Origin of the sequence: Frigidibacter sp. RF13 (assembly GCF_026626305.1) — a bacterium.
GTDB lineage: Bacteria > Pseudomonadota > Alphaproteobacteria > Rhodobacterales > Rhodobacteraceae > TMP-24.
This window is the reverse complement of record NZ_JAPNUE010000003.1, coordinates 276,246-291,828: the sequence shown is the minus strand read 5'-3', so window position 1 is coordinate 291,828 and position 15,583 is coordinate 276,246. Positions and strand designations below refer to the sequence as shown.

Genomic DNA, 15,583 nt, shown 5'->3' with positions numbered 1-15,583 from the left:
GTCTATCCTTTCGCGCCTGAGTCTTTGCCCCGGCACTAAGGGCCGGGGGATGGCAAAGGTCAAGTCCGGGAGGCGCCGGAAGGTTCCCTTGTGCAGTCCTATTCGACCTTGCAGGTGCCAAAGCCGCTTTCGGAATCTCCGTAGCCAAAGCTGACGGTCGCCTGAATCTCGCCTGTTGCCTTGAGGATGTTCGCCTTGACCCTGACGCGCGGAATATTCGGCCCCTGACGGGATGCGATATTCTCGAAATTCCAACCGAACGTCACCCGTTTCGCCGTGTCGGCGATAACTTCGGCGGGGATCGGCTCACCAAAATAATGATTGATGAACGGATCGATGACGACGGCCTCACCGGTTTTGGAATCGTGCTCGACATAGATCACCTCGGGCATCGTATGATTGCTCTTGCTGACCTTCAGCTTGCATTCGTAGCTGGTCGCCATCGCCGCACCGTTGCAGGCTGCAAGGCCGCAAAAGGCATACGCGAATATCCGGATCATTCTCGGCTCCATCAAATCTCACTCGCCACTTGATTTCACGGCCCTGAGTAGCGATCAACCGGAAAGATCGATCGCGCGGGCTTTGAAGACCCGCGACTGTGGCTCACGATCTCGTAGCCGCACTGCGCCGGAACCTGCAGCGCCGCGAGCGCGGGGAAGGCGCAAAGGCACCTGCGATTGGGACCGCGGTCAATCCCACAGCCAACTGGCTTCAGATTGACGACCGACGGCGTGTGGCGTAAATTTCCTCCGTTCTCCCAAGACAACCGCCTGACCTCGCAAAGGGCGAGGTAGTTTCCGGTTCAGGCCAGATCGATGCCGTGAAGGGAACTCCAGCACCAAGACGGCACCGAAGCGGTCGGTACTGAACAATCTACCGGATGGCACGCCGTCCGGTGGAGGTAACGGTGGCCTCTCATGGTCGGCGGATGACTCTGCTGCCATGCAAGAACGGATATCAGGCGCATCTCTCGATCCTGTGCCTGATGACGCTTCAACTTAACCCAGGGGGAGTATCATGAGAAAATCTCTGAGTGCCAGCGCAGCGCTGGTGTTGTTTTTTGCCTATTCCACCGAAGCGGTCGCACAAGACGACGCAGCCCTGATCGCGAGCGCCGAATCTGCCGCCCCGCAGGCCATAAGTGGCGATGCGGCGATCTATGCCGTGGGCGAAGACGGGCAAATGCGCACGGTGCGGGAGGGAACCAACGGCTGGTGGTGCATGCCGGACTCTCCGGCGACACCAGGGCCTGACCCGATGTGCGGTGACGCCAACGCGATGGAATGGGCGATGGCCTGGATCGGCAAGACCGAACCGCCGAAAGGCAAAGTCGGTTTCATGTACATGCTCGAAGGCGGAACCGACGCGAGCAATACCGATCCGTATGCCACCGAGCCAACTGGTGAAAACGCCTGGATCCAGACCGGGCCGCACGTGATGGTCATGAATGCCGTCGACATGATGGCAGGGTACCCGACGGACGCCAACCCGGACACCACAAAGCCCTATGTCATGTGGGCCGGCACACCCTATCAGCACCTCATGGTCCCGATCCAATGAAGGCCGGGGCGGGTAATTCGTTGCCCGCCCCTAGGAGGCCGATAGTTCTGAGCCGGATCTTGCGGACAGTTCTAGGGCGCCGAAAACATAGTCAGCGACTGACCGGAACGAGACGAGCGTGAACTCGCCCTTGTCTGATTGCCACAGCGCCGCTGCGACCTGCGCGGCGCGGGTTCGGCGAAGTTCGCCGTCAGCCAGCGTCTTTAGGTCCACCGGGCAAAGCTTTGCCAGCACCTGATCCGCCTTGTCGCCTTTGATTCGGAACATCGCGCGGGCGTCCGAGACATCGGCGACCAGATGATGGTCATCGGCGAGCGCCTTTGACAGTGCCTCGACAGTGGCGCGTGCCTCGGCATAGGGCACGAGGATCAAAAGCTCGTCGGGGCTCATCCAGCCCGCGCCCCTGCCGCTCTTCAGGGTTATCCGCCGCGCGGCCGGAACATCGACACCCGCAGCGGACTTCACCGCCTTCTTCAACTTGGCCGACTTCAGATCACCCCTGAGCGTAATCATCCCCTGTAGACCGGCCTCGGTCACTGTAGCGAAACCAACCGCAGATTTGCCCTGCAAAGCGCTGACAGCATTAGACATTCTGCTTCGCCCCTTCCTTGTCGTAGAAGACCTGATCGACGATTTTCGCCTTGAAGACCTTGCCACCGTCGGCCGGGAAGTCGATCACCTCTCCCATCCGGTCGGGCCCGTGCTTGACCAGGCCCATCGCGATGCCCTTCTTCAGCGTGGGCGAATAGTAGGTCGAGGTCACGCGGCCCTGCACATTGCGCTGGCCGTTGGCATTCACCCCGTCCGCGACCGCATAGACCCCGTCCGGCAGGACCGAACCGTCGAGCGTTTCCAGACCCACCAGCTTCCAGCGGTCGGGCGACGCCATGTGCGAACGCTCCTGCGCGCGCTTGCCCAGATAGTCGGCCTTCTTCTTCGAAATCGCCCAGTTCAGGTTCAGGTCCTGCGGGATCACCGTGCCGTCAGTCTCATCGCCGATCATGATGAAGCCCTTCTCGGCCCGCATGATATGCATGGCTTCGGTGCCATAGGGCATCACGCCGAATTCTTCGCCCGCCGCAATGAGCGCTTTCCAGAGCGCGAGTCCCTCGGACGCCGGAACCGCGATTTCGTAGCTGAGCTCACCCGAGAAGGAGATGCGGTAGACGCGCGCCCGGCATCCGCCCAACACGCCTTCGCGCCATTCCATCGCCGGCAGGCCCTCGGCCGAGACATCCATGCCGCCGAGCTTTTCCAAGACCTTGCGGGCATTTGGCCCGGCGACGGCAATCTGGGCATACTCCTCGGTCACGTTGGCGGTATAGACCTTCCAGTCCCACCATTCGCACTGCAGCCAGTCTTCCATCCAACCATGGATGCGGTCCGCCCCGCCCGAGGTGGTGTGGCACAGCCAGGTGTCTTCCGAAAGACGCACGACGACGCCGTCGTCCGACAGGAAGCCGTTCTCGTTGCACATGAGGCCATAGCGGCACTTGCCGACCGGCAGCGTGGACATGACGCCGGTATAGAGCATGTCGAGGAAACGGCCCGCGTCTGGCCCCTTGACGATGAGCTTGCCGAGGGTCGAGGCATCGAGCATCCCGACCTTTTCGCGCGCATTCAGAATCTCGCGGTTCACCGCCTCATGCACGCCCTCGCCCGGGCGCTGGTAGCAGTAGGTCCGCCGCCAGAGACCGACGGGCTCGAAATAGGCGCCGTTCGCCCCGTGCCATTCATCCATCGGTGTTTTGCGCAAGGGCTGGAAGATATCGCCCCGCGCCTCGCCCGCGATCGCGCCCATGGAAATGGGCGTGTAGGGCGGGCGGAAGGTGGTGGTGCCGGTCTGGGGAATGGCCTGGCTCAGCGCATCAGAAAGAACCGCCAATCCGTTGATATTGGAAAGCTTTCCCTGATCCGTGGCCATGCCGAGCGTCGTGTAGCGCTTGGTATGTTCGACCGAGTGATAGCCCTCGCGCGCCGCGAGCTGAACGTCCGAGACCTTCACGTCGTTCTGGTAGTCGAGCCACATCTTCATCTTCAGCTGCGGCCCTGCGCCCTGCGGCATGATCCAGACGGGCTCAAGCGCCGCTTCCGCGACCGAATTGGTCTTGGCCGCCTTGCCGCCCATCTGCTTGGCGACATCGGCTAGAACCTCATCCGCCGTCAGCGCGCCGTTGGCGCTGCCCACGGCGGTGACCATGCTCATGCCGTCGTCACCTGTCGGCGGTTTCGCCGCATCCGGGCGGAACATGGCGCGGGCGTCATCCCAGATCAGCTTGCCGCCGCAGTGCGACCAGAGATGGACAACCGGCGACCAGCCGCCCGACATGGCGATCGCGTCGCAATCGATCTCCTCGATCTCGGCCCCCTCGCCCGCCTGCGCACATATGGAAACGCCGGTAACCCGCTTGGTTCCCTTGACTTTTGCAATTCCACGACCTTCCAGAACGCGGATCCCCTTGGCGCGTACCGCGTCGGGCAATGCACCGGTGACGGAGGCGCGCGCATCGACGACGGCGGCCACGATCAGCCCGGCCTCGGTAAGCGCCAGGGCGGTGCGGTAGGCGTCGTCATTGTTCGTCACCACCACCGTGCGGTCGCCGGGACTGACCGCCCAGTTCACCACATAATCGCGCACCGCGCCCGCGAGCATCACGCCCGGAATGTCATTGCCCGCGAAGGACAAAGGCCGCTCGATGGCCCCGGTCGCCGTCACGACATGTCCGGCGCGGATCCGCCACAGCCGGTGGCGCGGCCGCCCGTCGCCGGGAGTGTGATCGCCGATCCGCTCATAGGCCAGAAGATAGCCATGGTCATAGAGACCCGACGCCATAGTGCGGGTTCGCAAAGTGACATTCGCCATCTTACCAAGGGCTTCGACGGTGGCCTTCACCCAGTCTTCGGCTGGTCTGCCGTCGATCTCGACGCCATCGACCGGCGCGCGGCCGCCCCAATGGGCGGTCTGCTCGATCAGAAGGACGCGCTTGCCCTCCTTGCCCGCCTGAAGCGCGGCAGCAAGGCCCGCGACCCCGCCGCCCACGACGACCAGATCGGCGAAACCATAGGCATATTCGTAGCGGTCGGCATCGCGGTCCTGCGGCACCTTTCCCAGACCCGCGGACTGGCGGATGACCGGCTCGAATACATGTTTCCAGGCAAAGCGCGGGAACATGAAGGTCTTGTAGTAGAAGCCGCCGGGCAGAAAGCGGCCGAAGGTGTTGTTGATGGCGCCCACGTCAAACTCGAGGCTCGGCCAGTGGTTCTGGCTGGCAGCCGAGGCGCCTTCGAACAGTTCCGTCGTCGTCACGCGTTGGTTCGGCTCGAACCGGCTGCCGGTGCCAAGACCGACGAGCGCGTTCGGCTCCTCCGCCCCGCTTGCCACCAGACCGCGCGGGCGATGGTATTTGAACGAGCGGCCAAGCAGCATCTGGTCGGCGCCGAGGAGCGCCGAGGCAAGCGTGTCACCCTGATAGCCCTGCATGCGGCGGCCGTTGAAGGTGAAGTTCAGGGGTTTGGTGCGGTCGATCAGACGACCGCCTTTGGGCAGACGGGTGCTCACTTGTAGCCCTCCCAGTTCGGGCGTTTGGATTTGATCTTGGCCTGAAGGTCGGCAGGCGGGGCCGATGTCTGGGCCGGATAGGTGCCGAAAACCTCAAGCGTCGCGGTGCAGCGCGCGGCGAGGAACCATTTGCCGCAGCCGTAGGCATGGCGCCAGCGTTCGAAATGCACGCCCTTGGGGTTCTTGCGCATGAACATGTAGCCGTCGAATTCCTCGTCCGACGAGCCCGGCCCGTAGCGCTTCAGATGCGCCTCGCCTCCGGCCTGCAGTTCGGTTTCCTCGGCCTTCACGCCGCAATAGGGGCAGTCTAGGATCAGCATAGGGCACCTCCGGTCACGACAAGGGCGGCCGCCGGATGGCAACCGCCCGCAAACCAACCGGAGCTGACGCGAAGGTCAGCCAGCCCGGTCGGAAAGGTCGAATTCAATCTGGGTCTGATAGGGGTCCGGCATTTGCGGCTCGGACAGGGCATAGGCGACATTGGCCGCGACGAGAATGACCGCGCCGATAAGGAACCCAAGCGCATCTGCAGTGCCTGATCTTCTGGCCATGTGGCTCTCTCCATCCTTACTGAGCATGACGAGAGAACGCAGAGCCCGGGCGTCGGGTTCCAGAATGATGTGCAATGGGCGCGTGCGGCCGTTTCGCGGACCCGCACCGGAAAACACCAAAGGCAGGCGTCAAGAGACGCCTGCCCAATGGTAGAGCCCGCAGGGAGACAGAGATCAGTTGCTGGGCGCCGTGCTGCCAGCGGCAGGCGCAGTCGCGCCACTGTCGGCCGGAGCGGCAGGTGCGGGCGTTTCGATTGTGATCGAGGTATTGTCCGAGCCGCCGCCTGCACCCGCGGTGGACGGGGCGTCGCCGCCGAAGAGGAAATAGGCGAGAACGCCGACAGCGACGATGAGTCCGCCAACAAGCAGCGCGATGCCGCCGTTGCTGCTGGATTCAGTGGTATTTGCCATGATGATGGTTCCTTCACAGGGGATATCGCCCTGCTAACGCACAACATGTCACTGAGGTTCCCGAACGCCTCCATCACAGGGATCCGACTGTCGAGAAGTGGCTGCCGAGACGCGCCTCGCCACCGGCTTGCAGTTCGGTCTCTTCGGCCTTCACGCCGCAGTAGGGGCATTCAAGGGTTAGCATTTGCGGAAGTCCTTCGGGAAGGATAGGCTTTCGACATGGGAAAGATCGTGATTTTCTTGATTATTGCAGTCGGCTTCGTGGGCCTGGCCCTCTATCGCCGCCACGCCCGCACGCGCCCTGAAGTGAGTCAGGACCATCGCCCCGATTCGCCCGGCGTTGGATCCGACCCCAAACAGATCGCCGCCTCCCGGATCACGGGCAACAGTTTGAGAAGTGACCAGTCCGGCCATTAGTGCACCATCCCGGTCGTCGACAACGGGTTGACGCCCAACCATGCCAGCATTTCTTCCATCGGAATCTTGAGGCGCCCCGGGGCCAATCCGACGATTTCATCCCCGATGCGGAACACATCCAGTCCGCAATCGGCAAGCTGGCGGATGATCTCGGGTTCTGACCGCGCCACATCGCCATTGCATTCAACAATGACAAGCGACAGGTCCAGCGCCTTAAGATCGGCACTTTGTAGCACGGGTATCTCATGGCCCTCGACGTCAATGATCAGGACGTCAGCCTTTTCAATCTCATGTGCCCGAAGAATATCCTCAAGCGGCATCAAGTCGATGGCGACCGAAACCAGATCGCCCGGCGCGCCTTGCGCCCCGAACGCCTGCACGGCCTGCTGCAACTGCGTTTCCATCCGCCCACGGTCCAGCGAGGCGCAGCCGCGAATCCATCGCGGGTAGCGATCGCGTGCCTGTTCATTCAGGTGATAGAGGTTCATCTGGCCAGCGCTGTCGGAGATACCGACGTTGACACAGGTCACTCGATCGTTCTTGCCATGAAGCGCAATGAGATCGGCAAAATAGGCGGGGTGCGGCTCGATCAGAAGTCCTTGCCAGTTATGCCCGACGAGGAAGGGCCGGACCGGATCGGCCATCGCCCCATCGTTTGCGCCAACCTGAACACAGCTGACTTTGCCTTCGCGGTAATCGTCGGCCGCCCGCAGCAACAATTGCACGGCAGCGGTCGCTGTCTTGCCTGGCCGCCGTGGAGCATAACGCCCATATCCGGTCATGTCTCTCATCGCGACCTCAACACAACCCGGTGCTGCCGGGGCGACATTTCCGCCCCTGGGGACAGCCCAAGTTGCAAGATGGCACCTGAGGTCTTTGATAGTGGCAGGCCATCAGTGCGCCACCCCGGCCGCAACGCTTTCGTCGATGAATTTCCCCTCGCGGAAGCGGTACATGGAAAACTCCTCGGTCAGCGGCGAATGCCCCCGTGCCATCAGTTCCGCCATGGCCCAGCCCGAGCCGGGGATCGCCTTGAAGCCCCCCGTCCCCCAGCCGCAGTTGACGAAGAGGTTCTCGACCGGCGTCTTCGACAGGATGGGCGAACGGTCGCCGGTCATGTCGACGATGCCGCCCCACTGGCGCAGCATCTTCAGGCGCGAGATCATCGGGAAGGTCTCAATGAGCGCCCGCACCGTCTCCTCGACATGGTGGAACGACCCGCGCTGGGTGTAGTTGTTGAACCCGTCGGTGCCGCCGCCGATCACCATCTCGCCCTTGTCGGACTGGGACATGTAGCCATGCACGGTATTGGCCATCACGACCACATCCATGCAGGGCTTGATCGGTTCGGAGACCAGCGCCTGAAGTGCCAGAGATTCAATCGGCAGCCGGAAGCCCGCCATGTCGGCCAGAACGCTCGAATGGCCCGCCGCGACAAGGCCCAATTTGCCGCAGTCGATGGCACCCTTTGTGGTGTTGACGCCCACCACCTTGCCGCCTTCGCTGCGGATGCCAGTCACTTCGCATTGCTGGATGATGTCCATCCCCATCGCTGAACAGGCCCGCGCATAGCCCCAGGCGACCGCATCATGGCGCGCGGTGCCGCCGCGCGCCTGATAAAGCGCACCGAGGACCGGATAGCGCGGCCCGTCGAGGTTGATGATCGGGACGAGTTCCTTGACCCGCTTCGGCTCGATCCATTCCGTCGCCACCCCTTGAAGGTTGTTGGCATAGACGGTGCGGCGATAGCCCCGGACCTCATGATGGGTCTGGGCGAGCATCAGTAGCCCGCGCGGGCTGAACATGACGTTGTAGTTCAGGTCCTGGCTCAGGTCTTCAAACAACGACCGCGCCTTTTCGTAAATGGCTGCCGAGGGGTCCTGCAGATAGTTCGACCGGATGATCGTGGTGTTGCGCCCGGTATTGCCGCCGCCGAGCCAACCCTTCTCGATCACCGCGACATTGGTGATGCCGTAATTCTTGCCGAGGTAATAGGCTGTGGCGAGGCCATGGCCGCCGGCGCCCACGATCACCACGTCGTATTTCGGCTTCGGCGCCGGGGAGCGCCACGCCTCTTCCCAGTTCTGGTGATATGACATCGCCTCGCGGGCGATGGCGAAGGCCGAATAACGCTTCATGGCTCTGGTGATCGACATGGGGGGCCCGAATCCTTCCCGGCGGTCAGATGCCGCCTTCCCGTCTCACATGGAATGACGCGGGTTTTGCCTCAGGCTGGCAAACGTCGCAATTGAGAAATTTGCGACATTTGCGACATGAAACCGCAGGCGGGGTCGGGAACGGGCTTTCCGGCTTTCAGGCCGGGCCGGAAAGCCCTATGTGAAAGGCGCAAACCCGGAGGGGATATGGTCTTTTGGCTCATCGCGACGGCCCTTGCGGCCCTGATCCCGGCGGCGCTGTGGCTGTCTGGACGGCGCGTATCCACAGGCGAGGGGCCGGCATCCGATCTTGCGCTCTACAAGCAGCAGCTTGGCGAGGTCGACCGCGATCTGGCGCGGGGCACGATCGGGCCGGAAGAGGCAGAGGCGCTTCGATTGGAGATCAAGCGCCGAATTCTCGCGCTCGACCGGCAGAGCACCGCGCCTGTGCAGCGCGGTATGGGGGGCATGGCCCTTCCGCTCGCGGCCACTATGCTTGCGATCCTCGGGTCGATCTTCCTCTATCAGACGCTCGGCGTCCCCACTTACCCGGACCTTCCGCACGCCGGACGGATCGCGAAGGCCGATGCACTGAAGGCCGGTCGGCCCAGTCAGGCAGAGGCAGAGGCGGAGGCCGCGAAAACCCGCCCGCCCGTCCCGGCGCCGGATGCGCAATATGCCGATCTTATGGACCAGCTGCGCGCAGCGGTCGCGGCGCGGCCAGAGGATGTGCAGGGGCTCAGGCTTCTGGCCGAGAACGAGCGCAAGCTGGGCAACCTCTCTGCGGCGGCACGCGCCGAGGAACAGCTTGTTGCGGCCCTCGGTGCCAAGGCGTCATCGGCCGATTTCGCGGCCCTTGCCGACGCGCTGGTGCTTGCCGCTGGCGGCACGGTCACGGCAGAGGCCGAACAAGCGGTGCTTGCAAGCCTCAAGGCCGATCCGTCGAACGGAACCGCGCGCTTCTATGCAGGCCTCGTCGAGGCGCAGACCGGGCGGCCCGACCGCGCCTTCCCGCTTTGGCGCGACCTTCTGGCCGATAGTCCGGCGGAGGCGCCCTGGGTGCCCTTCATCGAGGCGAATATCGAAGGGCTCGCTGCGGCGGCGGGCGCCGACTACCAGCCGCCGCGCAAGGCGGCCCCGGCGTTTGACCCGGATCAGGCAGAGATGATCGCGGGCATGGTCAATGGCCTTGAGGCGCGGCTCCAGAGTGACGGCGGCAGTCCCGAGGAATGGGCGCAGCTGGTGCGGGCCCTTGGGGTTCTGAAGGAAGCCGACCGGGCGCGCGCCGCCTGGGCGTTGGCTCAGGCCGCACTCGCGGGTGACCTCGAGGGGTTGGCCATGGTGCGCGCCGAAGCGCAGGCGGCGGGGGTCGCGGAATGATCGCCGAAGACACGGGTGATTTCGCGCGCCTCCTCGCGCCCTATCGTGCGCTCGTCGGCCTCGACCTCGGGGAAAAGACCATCGGTCTGGCGGTCTCCGACCGGCAACTTTCGGTCGCCTCGCCGCTTCTGACTATCCGGCGCACGAAGTTCACTACCGATGCGGCGGCGCTTCTGAAGGTCGTGGCAGAGCGTGAGATCGGCGGCATCGTCCTTGGCCTGCCGCGCAACATGGACGGGACGGAGGGTCCGCGTTGCCAGTCGACCCGCGCCTTTGCCCGCAACCTCGAACGCCTGACCGACCTGCCGATCACCTTCTGGGACGAGCGCCTGTCGACGGTGGCCGCCGAACGGGCGCTTCTGGAGGCGGATACGTCACGAAAACGTCGCTCGGAGGTCATAGATCACGTCGCCGCCGGGTTTATCCTGCAAGGAGCGCTCGACAGGATCGGGCATATTCGACATGGATGAAATGCGCGATCTCCCCGATCAGGTCTGGAAGCGGAACGAAGTGGAAAGCCCTTGCGTGAAGCTCTGCACGATCCATCCGACCGAGCGGATCTGCGTGGGCTGTCTCCGCACGATCGACGAAATCGCCGGCTGGAGCCGGATGGAACCGGAACGGCGACGCGCGGTGATGGCCGAACTGCCCACGCGCGCGCCGCGCCTCGCGCTGCGTCGCGGCGGCCGGGCTGCGCGGCTCTCAGCCCGCAGCGGCGACTGACCGGTCGGGGCTCGTCGAAGCCCACCGGGCACTCCTCGCAAGCGGTCGCACTCCGACAAGGCACGATGTGACCGAGGAGGCCCGGCCCCGACCTACCAGCCTGCCGCCTTCCTGAGCATGTTCAGCGCGACAATCGCCAGAAAGATCGCGAAGACCCGTTTCAGGGGCGCGGGATCCATCGCATGGGCAAGCTTCACCCCCCAGGGCGTGGTGACCAATGTCATGGCGATGATCACGGCGAAGGCGGGCAGGTTGACCGAGCCCAAAGTATAGGGCGGCGCGCCCTCGACAGATTGCATGAGGAACATGGCGACTGATGGGACGGCGATCACCACGCCGAAACCCGCCGCCGTCGCCACGGCCCGGTGGATGGGAACGTTGTAAAGGCTCATGAGCGGTACGCCAAACGAGCCGCCGCCGATGCCCATCAGGACCGAGAGAAATCCGACCAGAGGCGACAGCGCCGCCCGCACCGCCCCGACGGGCATCGCGGGCCCGAGCCGCCAGTGGCTGCGGCCGAGGCCAAGGTAGAAGGCGACGACCAGCGCCAAGGCACCAAAGATCGCCTGCAGCGCGGGCGTGCGCAATTGTGCGACCGCAAGCACCCCGAAGACCGCGCCCACCGCGATGCCCGGCGCCCAGCCCTTGAGGATCGCCCAATCGACCGCGCCCTTGCGGTTGTGGGCCAGCACCGACCGTGTCGAGGTCACGATGATCGTGGCAAGCGAGGTGGCAAGGCAGACCTGCATCAGATCCGGCCCGCCGTAGCCGAGCGCCGAGAAGGCGTAGAAGAAGGCGGGCACAAGAATGATCCCGCCGCCCACGCCCAGAAGCCCCGCGATCACCCCGGCGAAGGCGCCGATGGCGGCCAGAAGGACAAGCATCGGCACCAGCTGTTCGGCATGCGGCATTTCTGTCTCCCCGTCGCGCCCGCATGTGATAGCGGCGCGTGCGCGGCTTGGCCAGCACCTGCAGCCGTCATGCGGGTTCGGTGATGCTCGCAAGCGCCGCGTCGACGACCTCAAGGCCCGCGCCGGGCAGGTTCGCCCGCTCCGACAGCACCCGCCGCCAGCTGCGCGCGCCGGGCTGACCGTGAAAAAGGCCGAGCATATGGCGGGTGATCTGGTGGAGCCGCCCGCCCTTGGCAAGATGCGCGGCGATATAGGGCCTCATCCGCTCCACGACCTCCTGCCGGTCCGGCCCGGGGCCCGCGCCGAAGATCACCTCGTCGGCCCTTCCAAGCACATCGAACGGCGTATGATAGGCCGCCCGCCCGATCATAGCGCCGTCAAGGCCCTGTTCGAGGAAGGCTTTCGCCTGATCAAGGCTCGCGATCCCGCCATTGACCGAAATATGCAGATGCGGGAAGGCCCGTTTCATCGCGAGGACGAGCGGATAATCGAGCGGCGGGATCTCTCTGTTCTCCTTGGGGCTCAGCCCCTGCAGCCAGGCCTTGCGGGCATGGATGGCAAAGCGGGTGACGCCCGCCGATGCGACCGTCTGAATGAAGGCGGGCAGTACCTCTTCGGGCACCTGATCGTCAACGCCGATCCGGCATTTCACCGTCACCTCGACGGGCGAGGCCGCGATCATCGCCGCCACACAATCGGCCACCAGCGCGGGGCGCTCCATCAGTACGGCCCCGAAACAGCCCGATTGCACCCGATCGGACGGACAACCGACATTGAGGTTAATCTCGCCATAGCCATAGCCCGCCGCAATCCGCGTGGCATCGGCCAGTTCTACCGGGTCAGAACCGCCAAGCTGTAGCGCCACGGGTTGCTCCGCCGCGTCGAAGCCCAACAGCCGGTCGCGCGGCCCGTGGATCACGGCAGGCGCCGTCACCATCTCGGTATAAAGCAGCGCATGGTGCGATATCTGCCGGTGAAGAAACCGGCAGTGGCGGTCGGTCCAGTCCATCATCGGCGCGACGGACAATGGCGCGGCCCGTCGGGCTGCGGTCGCTTGCATCGGGCATTCTCCATGCGCCGCCCTCCGGCGGACGGCTGCGGAGGCTGTTACTACCCGGACGCGCGCCGGAATTCCACCCTTCGCCGCACTCAGGCCGCCAGCTCGTCCCAGCAGGCGAGCGCATGTGCTGCATACATGACAGCCGGGCCGCCACCCATCTGGATCGACATCGAGAGGACCGAGCCAAGCTCGTCACGCGTGGCACCGGCCTTCATCAGCGCCTCGACATGGAAATTGATGCAAGGTTCACAGCGCTGGCTGACGGCAATGCCAAGCGCCACATATTCCTTTTCCTTGACCGACAAAGGTCCCCCGTCCTTTGCCGCTTTCGACAGCGCGCCGAACTCGGCCATCGTTTCGGGGATGAGCTTGTTCAACCCGCGCAATTCGCCCCGCATCTCGGTGATCTTTGCCTTGTACATCTTTGGTCCTTCATGCCCGTGTTCCGGCCTGATCTGGCCCGGTCGGGCGTGGCCAGCCTTGACATAGGTCAACATATTCGAGTTTTGGAATGAAATCAGAGGACCCGGACGAACCCGGCCAACCCGCTCTTCTGATGCTCGATCACATGGCAGTGAAAGACCCAGTCGCCGGGATTGTCGGCCAGAACCGCGACCTCTGCACTTTCGTGACTGCGCAACAGGACCGTGTCCTGCACCCGGCCGCTTAGGCGGCCGTCCGGCCCCAGAAGATGCATGGCCAGCCCGTGCAGATGAATCGGGTGGTCGTTCTGCGTCTCGTTCCGCATTCGCAGGACATAGCTGTGCCCCTGCTTGAGCGCCGCCAGCGGGCGGCCCGGACGCGCGGGGTCGGGCGGCGCGTCGCCCGCATAGGGCACGCGGTTGATCGACCAGAAGCGGTAAGGCACATCACCGCAGAAGCCGCCCGTATCGGGCGCCGTGCCGTCGGGCGACCAGCCGAAGGTGAAATCCAGCCGCTCCGCCCCCGCCAGATCGGGCAGCGGTGTCGGATTGGGCGGCAGCGGCGCAAGCCGGTCGAGGCTGCGACCGAGCGAGGCGCCAGTCGCACGGACCGTGGCGAGCAACTCTGACTTGCCGCTCGTCTTGGTAAAGCCCAGCAAGACCTCCCGCCCCTCTTCCGGCATCACGACCGCAAGATCGGCGCGCTGGCCGGGGGCGAGGATCAGGGGAACCGGCAGCACCTCCGGCGCGGGCAAGGGCTGGCCATCAAGTGCGATCAACGCGGCCGCCGCGCCCGAAAGCGATAGCTCATAGACCCGCGTCACATCGGTGACAGCAAGGCGCAGCCGCACGAGGCCACCGGCAGGGGCGGTCAGCACCGGCGCAACCTGCCAGTTCACGGTGCTGACCGTGCCCAGCGTGCCGCCGCGCGCCATGTTCCGGGGCTTGTAAAGCTCGATGAACTGGCCGTCGCCGCCCAGCCGGAAATCGCGGATCTGCAAGGCGAGGTCGGCATCGAAAGGCTGCGGCTCCGCCTCCTCGACCACGATCACCCCCGCCAGACCACGCGCGATCTGTTCAAGCGTGTTGCAATGCGGATGATACCAGTAGGTGCCCGCATCCGGCGGGGTGAAGCTGTAGCGGTAGGTCTCTCCGGCCCCGATCGGCAGCTGGGTCAGCCAGGGAACGCCGTCCTGATCCACCGGCAGGCGCATCCCGTGCCAATGGATGGTGGTGATCTCCTCCAGCCGGTTCTCGACGACGATGTCGGCGGGCACGCCCTGCCTCAAGCGGATGACCGGCGGCAGCCCATCAGGTGTGAAACCCATCATGCCCTCGGTCATCCCGCGCCGGGTCAGATCGAAGCGCGCCGGGCCGGGCGACAGAAGGATCGGTTCAGCCGCCCCGCCGCCGATTGCCCGCACGCCTGCCGCCATGGCCCCGGCGGCCATCGCTGTGCCCAGAAGGCGACGGCGGTTGATCATCGGCATGGTCAGACCCCGGTTGCGGTTTTCCTTGCGGCTGCCGCACCGCGCGGCATCCCGCTCGCGGCGTCCGGTGGCTGGCCTGAGTTTCGCACGACCGCCGGCCATATTCCAGACCGCGCGACCCTTGGCCGCATCATTGCTGGACGCGCGCCGCGAGCCAGGCCTGCCAGTCCGCCTCGCTGCCACCAAAGGCATTCAGGTCCACCTGCCCCCGGAAACCCGGCGCAAGGCCGGTGCCGGTATATTGCCAGAAGCTCCAGTGATGGCCGTCGTAGACATGGCTCGGGTGCCCCGCGACCGAGCGGAGCCAGAATTCGTAACCCTGCAGCCGCCACATCTCGTTTTCTTCCCAGAAATCGACAGTGGTGTATATGATCGGCGTCCGGCCGTAGTAGGCATGGACGATGGCGAGGAAGGCAGCCGCCTCGGCCCGCACGGTCTCTGCATCCGGGCGCTTCGGGCAATTGTAGGACCGCGTCCATTCGATATCGAGCACCGGTGGCAGCGCGCCCAGTTCGCGCGGCGCGTGCTGGATGAACCAGGCGGCCTGTTCGGCGCCGGTCCGGCAGAAATAGTAGAAATGATAGGCGCCGCGCGGGATGCCCGCCCGCGCCGCCCCGGACCAGTGCGCCTGAAACTGCGGATCGGCGATGTCCCCGCCCTCGGTTGCCTTGATGAAGGCAAAGCGCACGCCCGCACCGGCGGCCCGGAACCAGTCGACATCCCCCTGATAACGCGAGACATCGACGCCGTGGACCTCATAGTGGGCCGGCACCGTGCCGCGCCAGGCCCAGGGCTTGGCATCATTGAACTGCTCGGGGATACCGTAGGGATGGCGACTGCCGCCGCCGCAGGCCGCAAGCGCCAGTAGCACCGCAAACCCGAGGATCGTCTTGAAACCGCTCTTCATTGTTGCCTCGTCTGGCCCGGCTCTTTCCGGCCGGGT

Annotated in this window: 18 protein-coding genes and 1 pseudogene; 5 read left to right on the top strand and 14 right to left on the bottom strand. The window is 64.7% G+C overall.

All coding sequences use genetic code 11. The annotated features are described in order from the left end of the window. Positions 1–98: 98 nt before the first annotated feature. A complete protein-coding gene (locus OU426_RS09540) occupies positions 99–443 on the bottom strand; it encodes a hypothetical protein (protein WP_267633718.1) in 345 nt (114 codons plus the stop codon). 574 nt (positions 444–1,017) lie between these two features. Here OU426_RS09540 and OU426_RS09535 point away from each other — a divergent pair. After that, positions 1,018–1,560, top strand: coding sequence for a hypothetical protein (locus tag OU426_RS09535; RefSeq protein WP_267633717.1), 543 nt, complete (start codon positions 1,018–1,020; stop codon positions 1,558–1,560). A gap of 30 nt (positions 1,561–1,590) precedes the next feature. Here OU426_RS09535 and OU426_RS09530 read toward each other — a convergent pair whose 3' ends face one another. From OU426_RS09530 to OU426_RS18155, 6 genes and pseudogenes are all read right to left on the bottom strand, one after another. After that, positions 1,591–2,151, bottom strand: coding sequence for a sarcosine oxidase subunit gamma (locus OU426_RS09530; RefSeq protein WP_267633716.1), 561 nt, complete (start codon positions 2,149–2,151; stop codon positions 1,591–1,593). Further along, entirely contained in the window at positions 2,144–5,119 is a 2,976-nt protein-coding gene (locus tag OU426_RS09525; RefSeq protein ID WP_267633714.1) for a sarcosine oxidase subunit alpha family protein, read from the bottom strand. Before OU426_RS09525 ends, OU426_RS09530 begins: the two co-directional genes overlap by 8 nt. Beyond that, positions 5,116–5,439, bottom strand: a complete 324-nt coding sequence (locus OU426_RS09520; protein WP_267633713.1) for a sarcosine oxidase subunit delta — start codon at positions 5,437–5,439, stop codon at positions 5,116–5,118. Before OU426_RS09520 ends, OU426_RS09525 begins: the two co-directional genes overlap by 4 nt. 75 nt (positions 5,440–5,514) lie before the next feature. Next, positions 5,515–5,670, bottom strand: coding sequence for a hypothetical protein (locus tag OU426_RS09515; protein WP_267633712.1), 156 nt, complete (start codon positions 5,668–5,670; stop codon positions 5,515–5,517). A 174-nt stretch (positions 5,671–5,844) separates the two neighbouring features. After that, complete coding sequence (locus tag OU426_RS09510) at positions 5,845–6,081, bottom strand: hypothetical protein (RefSeq protein ID WP_267633711.1); 237 nt, start codon at positions 6,079–6,081, stop codon at positions 5,845–5,847. Between the two features lie 106 nt (positions 6,082–6,187). Then, a pseudogene (locus OU426_RS18155) lies at positions 6,188–6,265 on the bottom strand (sarcosine oxidase subunit delta); the annotation flags it as partial. A 35-nt stretch (positions 6,266–6,300) separates the two neighbouring features. On the opposite strand from OU426_RS18155, the gene OU426_RS09505 reads away from it, so the two are divergent. After that, the gene (locus OU426_RS09505; RefSeq protein ID WP_267633710.1) at positions 6,301–6,498 is read left to right on the top strand and encodes a hypothetical protein; all 198 of its coding nucleotides are present in this window, start codon (positions 6,301–6,303) and stop codon (positions 6,496–6,498) included. Here OU426_RS09505 and OU426_RS09500 read toward each other — a convergent pair. Then, positions 6,495–7,280, bottom strand: coding sequence for an FkbM family methyltransferase (locus OU426_RS09500; RefSeq protein WP_267633805.1), 786 nt, complete (start codon positions 7,278–7,280; stop codon positions 6,495–6,497). The two genes, OU426_RS09505 and OU426_RS09500, sit on opposite strands and share 4 nt — an antisense overlap. 111 nt (positions 7,281–7,391) lie before the next feature. After that, positions 7,392–8,636 carry a sarcosine oxidase subunit beta family protein gene (locus OU426_RS09495; RefSeq protein ID WP_267633804.1) on the bottom strand — a complete coding sequence of 415 codons (1,245 nt, stop codon included), beginning with the start codon at positions 8,634–8,636 and terminating at the stop codon, positions 7,392–7,394. Between the two features lie 225 nt (positions 8,637–8,861). On the opposite strand from OU426_RS09495, the gene ccmI reads away from it, so the two are divergent. From ccmI to OU426_RS09480, 3 genes are read left to right on the top strand one after another with little or no spacing between them, the layout of a single operon-like run. Beyond that, positions 8,862–10,034, top strand: a complete 1,173-nt coding sequence (ccmI, locus tag OU426_RS09490) for a c-type cytochrome biogenesis protein CcmI (protein WP_267633709.1) — start codon at positions 8,862–8,864, stop codon at positions 10,032–10,034. Next, on the top strand, positions 10,031–10,504 hold the full coding sequence (gene ruvX, locus OU426_RS09485; RefSeq protein ID WP_267633708.1) for a Holliday junction resolvase RuvX: 474 nt from the start codon (positions 10,031–10,033) through the stop codon (positions 10,502–10,504). Before ccmI ends, ruvX begins: the two co-directional genes overlap by 4 nt. A 1-nt stretch (position 10,505) precedes the next feature. Further along, the gene (locus OU426_RS09480; RefSeq protein WP_267633707.1) at positions 10,506–10,757 is read left to right on the top strand and encodes a DUF1289 domain-containing protein; all 252 of its coding nucleotides are present in this window, start codon (positions 10,506–10,508) and stop codon (positions 10,755–10,757) included. Between the two features lie 92 nt (positions 10,758–10,849). Here OU426_RS09480 and OU426_RS09475 read toward each other — a convergent pair whose 3' ends face one another. The 5 genes from OU426_RS09475 to OU426_RS09455 all read right to left on the bottom strand — a co-directional run bounded on the left by OU426_RS09475 (position 10,850) and on the right by OU426_RS09455 (position 15,547). Further along, complete coding sequence (locus OU426_RS09475) at positions 10,850–11,668, bottom strand: sulfite exporter TauE/SafE family protein (RefSeq protein WP_267633705.1); 819 nt, start codon at positions 11,666–11,668, stop codon at positions 10,850–10,852. Between the two features lie 67 nt (positions 11,669–11,735). Then, positions 11,736–12,728, bottom strand: a complete 993-nt coding sequence (dusA, locus tag OU426_RS09470) for a tRNA dihydrouridine(20/20a) synthase DusA (RefSeq protein ID WP_267633704.1) — start codon at positions 12,726–12,728, stop codon at positions 11,736–11,738. Between the two features lie 89 nt (positions 12,729–12,817). After that, positions 12,818–13,150 carry a carboxymuconolactone decarboxylase family protein gene (locus OU426_RS09465; protein ID WP_267633703.1) on the bottom strand — a complete coding sequence of 111 codons (333 nt, stop codon included), beginning with the start codon at positions 13,148–13,150 and terminating at the stop codon, positions 12,818–12,820. A gap of 95 nt (positions 13,151–13,245) precedes the next feature. After that, positions 13,246–14,742, bottom strand: coding sequence for a multicopper oxidase family protein (locus OU426_RS09460; RefSeq protein WP_267633702.1), 1,497 nt, complete (start codon positions 14,740–14,742; stop codon positions 13,246–13,248). A gap of 28 nt (positions 14,743–14,770) precedes the next feature. Beyond that, positions 14,771–15,547, bottom strand: a complete 777-nt coding sequence (locus tag OU426_RS09455) for a glycoside hydrolase family 25 protein (protein ID WP_267633701.1) — start codon at positions 15,545–15,547, stop codon at positions 14,771–14,773. Positions 15,548–15,583 lie beyond the last annotated feature (36 nt).

What these genes read in the sequence shown, in the direction of transcription:
- OU426_RS09460 (WP_267633702.1), bottom strand. Translation starts at nt 14,742, where the DNA reads ATGGCCGGCGGTCGTGCGAAACTCAGGCCAGCCACCGGACGCCGCGAG.
- OU426_RS09465 (WP_267633703.1), bottom strand. Translation starts at nt 13,150, where the DNA reads ATGTACAAGGCAAAGATCACCGAGATGCGGGGCGAATTGCGCGGGTTG.
- OU426_RS09520 (WP_267633713.1), bottom strand. Translation starts at nt 5,439, where the DNA reads ATGCTGATCCTAGACTGCCCCTATTGCGGCGTGAAGGCCGAGGAAACC.
- OU426_RS09515 (WP_267633712.1), bottom strand. Translation starts at nt 5,670, where the DNA reads ATGGCCAGAAGATCAGGCACTGCAGATGCGCTTGGGTTCCTTATCGGC.
- ruvX (WP_267633708.1), top strand. Translation starts at nt 10,031, where the DNA reads ATGATCGCCGAAGACACGGGTGATTTCGCGCGCCTCCTCGCGCCCTAT.
- ccmI (WP_267633709.1), top strand. Translation starts at nt 8,862, where the DNA reads ATGGTCTTTTGGCTCATCGCGACGGCCCTTGCGGCCCTGATCCCGGCG.
- OU426_RS09530 (WP_267633716.1), bottom strand. Translation starts at nt 2,151, where the DNA reads ATGTCTAATGCTGTCAGCGCTTTGCAGGGCAAATCTGCGGTTGGTTTC.
- OU426_RS09495 (WP_267633804.1), bottom strand. Translation starts at nt 8,636, where the DNA reads ATGAAGCGTTATTCGGCCTTCGCCATCGCCCGCGAGGCGATGTCATAT.
- OU426_RS09500 (WP_267633805.1), bottom strand. Translation starts at nt 7,280, where the DNA reads ATGACCGGATATGGGCGTTATGCTCCACGGCGGCCAGGCAAGACAGCG.
- OU426_RS09510 (WP_267633711.1), bottom strand. Translation starts at nt 6,081, where the DNA reads ATGGCAAATACCACTGAATCCAGCAGCAACGGCGGCATCGCGCTGCTT.
- OU426_RS09475 (WP_267633705.1), bottom strand. Translation starts at nt 11,668, where the DNA reads ATGCCGCATGCCGAACAGCTGGTGCCGATGCTTGTCCTTCTGGCCGCC.
- OU426_RS09455 (WP_267633701.1), bottom strand. Translation starts at nt 15,547, where the DNA reads ATGAAGAGCGGTTTCAAGACGATCCTCGGGTTTGCGGTGCTACTGGCG.
- OU426_RS09480 (WP_267633707.1), top strand. Translation starts at nt 10,506, where the DNA reads ATGCGCGATCTCCCCGATCAGGTCTGGAAGCGGAACGAAGTGGAAAGC.
- OU426_RS09535 (WP_267633717.1), top strand. Translation starts at nt 1,018, where the DNA reads ATGAGAAAATCTCTGAGTGCCAGCGCAGCGCTGGTGTTGTTTTTTGCC.
- OU426_RS09540 (WP_267633718.1), bottom strand. Translation starts at nt 443, where the DNA reads ATGGCGACCAGCTACGAATGCAAGCTGAAGGTCAGCAAGAGCAATCAT.
- OU426_RS09505 (WP_267633710.1), top strand. Translation starts at nt 6,301, where the DNA reads ATGGGAAAGATCGTGATTTTCTTGATTATTGCAGTCGGCTTCGTGGGC.
- dusA (WP_267633704.1), bottom strand. Translation starts at nt 12,728, where the DNA reads ATGCAAGCGACCGCAGCCCGACGGGCCGCGCCATTGTCCGTCGCGCCG.